This window comes from Streptomyces sp. NPDC003943 (assembly GCF_053605265.1).
In genome coordinates this window covers 1-7,965 of record NZ_JBSGIW010000163.1, presented here as the reverse complement: position 1 = coordinate 7,965, position 7,965 = coordinate 1, and the positions used below count along the sequence as shown (strand labels likewise).

Sequence of the window (7,965 nt, the reverse complement as noted above, 5' to 3'; positions counted from 1 at the left end):
GGCGGCGAAGGTCTGCCCGGTCACCGGGACCGGCGAGCCGGGCACCGGCACCGCGAGCTGGGCGGCGAGCCCGGTCAGAGCCGCACCGCCGAGGACCAGAGCGGCGTCGCGGGCGCGGGCGCGGGTGGTGCCCCGGACGGGAATCAGGTCGGCGAGGACCAGTCCCGTGGGTGCGGGCGTCGAGGGAGAGAGCGTGCTGGCAGTGGTCACGTGGGTGGTCCGTTTCTGGTGGGTGTGCGGAGGGGCGCGCGGCGGTTACGGGTACGCGTAGAAGCCGCGGCCCGACTTCCGGCCCAGCAGGCCGCCCTCGACCATGCGGGCCAGGAGCGGCGGAGCCGCGTAGAGGGGCTCCTTGAACTCCTGGTACAGCGCGTCGGCCACGGCCGCCACGACGTCCAGGCCCACCATGTCGGTCAGCCGCAGCGGGCCCATGGGGTGGGAACAGCCGAGGACCATGCCCTGGTCGACGTCCTCGGCGCTGGCGAAGCCCGTCTCCACCATGCGTACGGCGGACAGCAGATACGGCACGAGCAGCGCGTTGACGACGAAGCCGGCCCGGTCCTTGCTGCGGATGGGCGTCTTCCCCAGCGTCTCGGCGACCCATGCCTCGGCCCGGTCCATGGTCGTCTCGGACGTGTGCAGCGAGCCGACGAGCTCCACGAGGGACATGGCGGGTACGGGGTTGAAGAAGTGGGTGCCGATGACCTGGGCCGGGCGGTCGGTGGCCCCGGCCAGCTTCATGATGGGGATGGAGGAGGTGTTGGAGGCCAGGATCGCCTCCGGGTCCTCGACCACCTTGTCGAGGGCGGCGAAGAGGTCCAGCTTGAGGGTCTCCTCCTCGCGGACCGCCTCGACCACCAGCTGCCGGTCGGCCAGCTCGCCCAGATCCATGGTGAACCGGATGCGGGCGACCGCCGCGTCCCGTTCGGCCGCGGTGAGACGGTCCTTGGCGACAGCGCGGTCGAGGGAGGCGAGCACGCGCTGCCGCCCCGTGGTCAGCGAGGTCTCGCGGGAGACCGCGACCAGCACGTCCAGGCCGGCCAGGGCGCTCACTTCGGCGATTCCGGCACCCATGGCGCCCGAGCCGACCACTCCGACACGGCGGATGGGGTTCATCTGGTTCTTCACTTCCGTTCGTTCTGCTCTGAATCGATGACGACGAGGACCTGGTCGGCCGAGACGATGTCGGCGAGGGCGCAGCGGACCTCCTCGACGACACCGGAGACGGGGGCGAGGATGCGGTTCTCCATCTTCATCGCCTCCACGATCGCCACGGTGTCGCCCTCTTCGACGAAGTCGCCTGCGGTGACGGACAGTTGGACGACGGTGCCGGGCATGGGTGAGGTGATCGCGTCACCGCCCGCCGTATCGTCGTCCTCGCCGGTGACGCCGAGCGTCAGGGTCAGCCGGTGGCCGTCGACGACGAGTTCGCAGCCGTCGGCCCTGCGCAGGCCCGTCCACCGCGCCTCGCCGGCCGTGCCGCGCAGCAGCGTCCCGTCCGGCACGCACGTGACGGAGAGACGCTCGCCGGCGACGCTGACCGTGAGCGTGTCCTGCCGCCGGGAGAGCAGGGACGCCTCGAGCGGGCGGCCGCCCACCCGGCAGGCGACGCGGCCCAGTGGGGCGTGCGGGTCGAGCAGCCGCCGGTCGAGGGCGCCGGCGGAACCGGTCCACGGCGAGTCGCCGACGGCCCCGGCGGGGCGGGCGGGCAGGCTCATCGCGGCCGCGCAGGCCGCGGCGAGCGGTTCCAGGTCGCGCCGGTGTTCCGTGGCGCGTTCGGTGAACTCGTCCACCAGGTGGGTGTCGACCAGACCAGCGCTCACCCGGGGGTCGCGCAGCAGGTCGGCGAGGAAGCCGAGATTGGTGGTGAGGCCGAGGACGGCGGTGGAGCGTACGGCGTGCAGCAGCCGGGCGAGGGCGGCGGGCCGGGCGGGGCCGTGGGCGACGAGCTTGGCGATCATCGGGTCGTAGAAGACCGGCACGTCGCCCGTGTCGTCGAAGGCCGCGTCGACCCGTACTCCCGTCGGCCAGACGGCGGCGAGTGCGCGGCCGGGTGCCGGGCGGAAGTCCGCGTCCGGGTCCTCGGCGTACACGCGGACCTCGACGGCGTGCCCGGACGCGGTGATCTCGGGCTGTGACAGCGGGAGGCGTTCGCCCGCGGCGACCCGCAGCTGCCATTCGACCAGGTCGAGGCCCGTGATGGCCTCGGTGACCGGGTGCTCGACCTGGAGGCGGGTGTTGACCTCGAGGAAGAAGAACTCGCCCGTCCCGTCGAGGATGAACTCGAAGGTGCCCGCGTTGACGTAGCCGATGGCCCGCGCGCCGCGGACGGCCGAGGCGAGCAGTGCCTCCCGGACCGCCGCCGGAAGGTTGGCGGCCGGCGCCTCCTCCACGATCTTCTGGTGCCGGCGCTGCAGCGAGCACTCGCGCTCGAAGAGGTGCACCACGTCGCCGTGGGTGTCGCCGAAGACCTGGACCTCGATGTGCCGGGGCCGGCGCAGGTACCGCTCGATCAGCAGGCGTCCGTCGCCGAAGTTCGCGCGGGCGAGCCGGACCGCGGCCTCGACGGCCGGGGCGAGGTCCGCCTCCCGCTCGATGACCTGCATGCCCTTGCCGCCGCCGCCGGCGACCGGCTTGAGGATCACCGGGTAGCCGATGCGTCCGGCGTGCGCCCGTATCTCGTCCACCGACTCGGTGGCGTCCGCCGAGCCCGGCAGCACCGGCACCCCCGCCTCGGCCATCAGGCGCTTCGCGGTGGACTTGTCGCCCATGGCCGCGATGGTCGGCGCGTCGGGCCCGACGAAGACCAGGCCCGCGTCGGTGACCGCGGCGGCGAACTCGGCGTTCTCCGAGAGGAACCCGTAGCCGGGGTGGACGGCGTCGCAGCCGGTGCGCAGGGCCGCGTCGACCAGCGCCTCGGCGCGCAGATAGCTGTCGGCCGCCGGAGCGGGCCCGATCAGGACGTGTTCGACGGCGCCTTCCAGGTGCGCCGCGGCGCCGTCGGCCTCCGAGTGGACAGCGACGTACTCGATGCCCAGCCGTCTGCAGGTGCGGGCGATGCGGCGGGCGATCTCGCCCCGGTTGGCGATCAGGAGTCGTTTCACCATGACGGACCTTCACATCCTGAACACGCCGAAGCGCGTCTCTCGTTGCGGTGCTGCCGCGGCCAGGGCGAGGCTCAGCGTCAGCCATTCACGGGTGTCGGTGGGGTCGACGAGCGCGTCCACCCACAGCCGGGCGGCGACGTAGAGGGGGTGGCCCTCGCGGTCGTAGTTGTCCCGGATCGGCTTCTTGAAGGCCTCTTCCTCCTCCGGGCTCATCGACTGGCCCTGTCTGGCCAGTTGTTCGTTCTTCATCAGCGCCATGACCGTCGCGGCCTGTTCGCCGCCGACCACGGAGGTACGGGCGTTGGGCCACATGGCCATCAGCTGCGGGCCGATCGAGCGGCCGCACATGGCGAGGTTGCCCGCGCCGTAGCTGCCGCCGATCAGCACGCTGAACTTCGGGACGGCGGCGCAGGAGGCGGCGTTCACCATCTTGGCGCCGTGCTTGGCGATGCCGCCGGCCTCGTACTCGGCGCCGACCATGAAGCCGTTGATGTTGTGCAGGAACAGCAGCGGGATGCCGCGCTGCGAACACAGCTCGATGAAGTTCGCGGCCTTCTGGGCGCTCTCGGAGAAGAGCACGCCGTCGTTGATGAGGACGCCCACCGGGTAGCCGCCGATCCGGCCGGTGCCGCACACGATCGTCGGCCCGAAGCGGGCCCGGTACTCGGTGAACTCGCTGCCGTCCAGCAGCCGGGCGAGGATCTCCCGGGCCGGGATCGGCTCCCGCGGGTTGGCGCTGATGACGCCCGCGAGTTCGGCGGGGTCGTACAGCGGTGGCACCGGCGTCTCGGGCGGCGCCGCGGGCATGGTCCTGCCGTGCCGGGCGGCGATCTCGCGCACCAGGGTGAGCGCGTGCTCGTCGTTCAGGGCGAGGTGGTCGGCGACACCGCTGGTCGTGGTGTGCAGGTCGGCCCCGCCCAGGGTCTCGGTGTCGACGACCACGCCGGTCGCCGCCCGTACCAGCTGCGGACCGCCCAGGAAGATCGAGCCGGTGCCCTTCACGATGACCGTCTCGTCGCACATCGCCGGGATGTACGCACCGCCGGCGGTGCACGAGCCCATCACGGCCGCGATCTGCGGCAGGCCCATCGCGGACATCTCCGCGATGTTGCGGAAGATCCGCCCGAAGTGGTTCTCGTCCGGGAAGATGTCCTCCTGCATCGGCAGGAAGACGCCGCCGGAGTCGACCAGGTAGACGCAGGGCAGGCCGTTCTCGCGGGCCACCTGCTGGGCCCGGAGGTGCTTGCGCACGGTCAGCGGGTAGTAGGTGCCGCCCTTCACCGTCGCGTCGTTGGCGAACACGACCGTGGGCCGGCCCTCCACCATGCCGACGCCGGTGATGATGCCCGCGGACGGCACGGCCTGCTCGTACACCTCGTGCGCGGCGAGCTGGCCGATCTCCAGGAACGGGGTGCCCGGATCGAGCAGCCGGGTCACCCGCTCCCGCGCGGAGAGCTTGCCGCGCGCGGCGTGCCGGGCCTGTGCCTCGGCGCCGCCGCCGGCCGTGGCCGTGGCGCGTGCCGCGGCGATCTGCTCGCGCAGGCCGGCGTAGGCCTCGCGGTTGCGGCGGAACACCTCGCCGGCCGGGTTGATGTGGGAACGCAGAACCGCCATGTCACTTCCCTTCCGAAGGGATGGCCGAAGGGGCTGCTGAAGGGGCTGCCGAAGGGGCGTCGCCGGTCACTGCCGAGCGGACGGCGACACGGGTCATGAGCCAGGCCGCGGCGCCAAGCCCGGCGGCGACCGTGGCCCAGGCGAGGTCGGCCTGCAGCAGCGCGGCCGTGGCCGCGGCCAGGCCCGCCATCGACTGCTGGAGGAAGCCGCACAGGGAGACGGCGTAGGCGCCGTGGCTCTGCTGGCTGCTCACGGCCGTGGCCATGCTGTTGGGGAACAGGACCGACTGCCCGAACGTGGTCACGCAGTACAGCGCGACGAAGGCCACCAGGGCGCCGCCGTCCGGCAGGCCGGGCACCGACCACAGCACGATCATCAGGACGCCGGCCGCGGTCATCACGATCGACCCGGCGGTCATCAGACGACCCGAACCGGCCCTCGCCACCAGACGGTTGACGGTCATCGCGCCGGCGAAGTAGGCCGCGCCGAGGAGCAGGCCGAGGCTTCCGTACTGGTCGGTGGCGAGCCCGAAGTGCTGCTGGAAGACGAACGGGCTGACCTCCTGGAGCAGCACGATCGTCGCGAACCCCGCACCGCCGGCCAGGGCCGGCAGCAGGAAGCGGGGCTGCCTGCTGATGTCGAGGCAGATCCGCAGCACCTCCGACGGTGGCTGTACGGCACGGCTCGACGCGAACGGGACGGTGAACGTCAGGGCGGCGGCGAGCGTGCCGACCGCGGCGAGGACGACGAAGCCCGTCTCCCAGTGGGAGTACCTGCCGATCAGGCCGCCGATGAACTGACCGCCGCCCATCGCGGTGATGAACGCGATCGACAGCACCGAGAGCCGCCGGGCCAGCTCGTCCCCGCTCCAGCGGTCCCGCACCAGGATCCGGGCGATGATCGCGGCGCCGCCGGCGCCGATGCCCTGCAGCGCGCGCAGCACCAGCAGCCCCTCGGGGGACCGGGACAGCGCGATCAGCGCGCTGCTCACCACGAACAGCGCCAGCGAGGCCAGCAGCGGGCCGCGGCGGCCGTACCGGTCCGCCGCCACTCCCCACAGGACGACCGGAGCCGCGGCGCCGATCACGAACACCGAAATGGAAAGGGCCGCGTAATGACGCGACATTCCGAAGTCGTGCGCCACGATCGGGAGCGAGGGCAGATAAATGGTGGTCGCCATCTGAGCCATGAACACCAACAGGCAGGACAGTGCCATCGTGCGTCGGCTCACGGCCTTTTCGCGCGTGGCCGTCATGCGTGACTCAGTCATTCTGGCTCCGCAGGTCATTGACCAGGCGGCCGAAGTGCTCGATGTCCGTGCTCGTCATGTCGGCACGGAGCATGATGCGCAGCCCCGCCTTTCCGCGGGCGATGACGGGAAAGAAGAGCGCGGAGGTGTAGTAGCCCTCGGAAAGCAGTGTCCGGCCGATGCGGACGGTCTTCTCCTCCGAGCCGATGTCGATGAAGCGGATGGGCAGTCCGTCGCCCTTGTTCGCGGTCGGCACGATCGCGTCGAAGAGGTCGATGTTCTCCCGCAGCCGCTGCTGGAGCGTCCCGAGTTCCGGCGAGCGGTGCAGCGCGGCGGAGGCGACGATCGCCCCGAGGCCGGCCGTGTTGATCCGCTGCGACCAGGTCAGCGGGCCGCCGTAGCGCAGGGCGAGGTCACGGCGCTGCCGCGAGCCGCGCGGCCCGAGGAAGATCGCGCCGCCGGAGGCGCCGAAGCCCTTGTTCAGGGACGTGATGATCAGGGTGCGGTCGTTGATCTCGCCCATGGTGTCGAGGACCAGACCGCGCCCCTGCTCGCCGCAGGTGGAGACGCCGTGCGCCTCGTCGAAGAACAGGAAGAGGCCGTACTTCTCCTGCAGCCGCAGCAGTTCCCGTACCGGCGCCTGGCCGCCCGTGCTGTACACCCCGTCGGCCACGTAGGCCACGTTGGGGTGGGTGCGGCACAGCTCCTCGAGGGCCTCGACGTCGTTGTGCGCGATGGTCCTGACCTCGGCCTCGTCGGCGACGCTCGGCTTCATCGCGTTCAGGCAGAAGTGCGCGTGCTTGTCGAACACCATGAGCGGCGGCACGCCGTCGGTGAAGGCCCCGGAGGCCACCAGGGGCAGCGCGGACCAGGCGGCCGCGGCACAGGAGGCGAGGGTGACCGCCTCCACCCGGAAGAGGTCCGAGAGCGCGTCCTCGGCCTCCTTCAGGATCCCGAAGTGCACGCGCATCCGGGAGACCGAGGTGTTCAGCGAGGCGTTGTCGGTGACGGCGTCGGCCGCGGCGCGGATCAGCGCCGGGTGGGAGTCGAGACCGAGGTACGAGTACGACGACATGTTCAGGAACTCGTGGCCGTCGGCGAGGGCGGCGTAGCGCCCCGAGCCGAGGTTTCCGGCGACGATTCCGGCCATTCCGGAGTCGGCCGTGACGTTCCAGAAGTCGTTGCTGATCCCTATCGTCTTCTTGATGTTCATAAAGGCGTGCAAGGCCGCTCCCGCGAGTTCTTTCGGTCGAGTTCCGAGCCTGGAATCGAACCTGAGCGGGGCAGAGATGTGCCGCCAGAAGGGTCCCGACGAGCCCGGTGTGCACCGAGATTCGCAACTGCGTGTAGCGAATGTCAACGGATGCGACCGGCAATGTTCTGCCGGTCGGCGGAGAGACCCGGAAGCGCCCGGAAAGACGCGGGAAAGAGTGCCGGAAAAGCGGACCGGCAAAAATCTGCCGGTTTTCGGACCGGAAAATCTTTGCCGGTCGGCGGCTGTTGAACGGGCCGCGGATATCGGCGAGACTGAGGGCTCAGCCGTCCTGCAGGCTGATGAAGGTGAGGCGCAGGCCGGGGTACCCGACGGGGTGCAGGACGTGGGTGACCACGTCGACGGCGCGGGGGGCGAAGCGCGGGATGGTCAGCCGGTAGGTGTGCCCGTCCCGGTTGGCGATGATGACCGGGCCGTCGTCCCAGATCTGCCGGACCTCCGGATCGGTGAGGGCCGTCCGGAGGATCCCGGCGAGTTCGGGGTGCCCCGGGTACTGCGCCAGGGCGTAGCGCAGCATCGCGAGATAGGCCCTGGCGTGCCGCGGCCAGTCCGTCAGCTGCGCCCTGGCCTCGGGGTCGGTCAGACCCCAGCGGATCAGGTTGGCGCCGGGGCGCCGCACCCAGGGGAACCACTCGGCCATGGCCTCGTTGTGGGCGAGGACGTCCCATGTGTTGTCGGTGAGATAGGCGGGCTGGCTGGGCTGCAGGTCGAGCAGGCGGTGC

Annotated in this window: 6 protein-coding genes and 1 pseudogene; all 7 read right to left on the bottom strand. The window is 71.3% G+C overall.

Annotation, left to right across the window (positions count from 1 at the left end):
- Positions 1-210, bottom strand: a pseudogene (locus ACWEV0_RS35240) (biotin transporter BioY); the annotation flags it as partial.
- Between the two features lie 45 nt (positions 211-255).
- Positions 256-1,116: a 3-hydroxybutyryl-CoA dehydrogenase gene (locus ACWEV0_RS35235; RefSeq protein WP_453153891.1), complete on the bottom strand. Its 861-nt coding sequence runs from the start codon at positions 1,114-1,116 to the stop codon at positions 256-258.
- 8 nt (positions 1,117-1,124) lie between these two features.
- Positions 1,125-3,107, bottom strand: coding sequence for an acetyl/propionyl/methylcrotonyl-CoA carboxylase subunit alpha (locus tag ACWEV0_RS35230; protein WP_453153890.1), 1,983 nt, complete (start codon positions 3,105-3,107; stop codon positions 1,125-1,127).
- Between the two features lie 9 nt (positions 3,108-3,116).
- On the bottom strand, positions 3,117-4,721 hold the full coding sequence (locus tag ACWEV0_RS35225) for a carboxyl transferase domain-containing protein (RefSeq protein ID WP_453153889.1): 1,605 nt from the start codon (positions 4,719-4,721) through the stop codon (positions 3,117-3,119).
- Position 4,722: 1 nt separating this feature from the next.
- Positions 4,723-5,937 (bottom strand): MFS transporter, encoded by a 1,215-nt coding sequence (locus ACWEV0_RS35220; RefSeq protein ID WP_453153892.1) that lies wholly within the window; start codon positions 5,935-5,937, stop codon positions 4,723-4,725.
- 46 nt (positions 5,938-5,983) lie between these two features.
- Positions 5,984-7,183 (bottom strand): 8-amino-7-oxononanoate synthase family protein, encoded by a 1,200-nt coding sequence (locus tag ACWEV0_RS35215; protein ID WP_453153888.1) that lies wholly within the window; start codon positions 7,181-7,183, stop codon positions 5,984-5,986.
- Between the two features lie 322 nt (positions 7,184-7,505).
- On the bottom strand, positions 7,506-7,965 hold a 460-nt coding region (locus ACWEV0_RS35210; RefSeq protein WP_453153887.1), incomplete at its 5' end, for an MmyB family transcriptional regulator.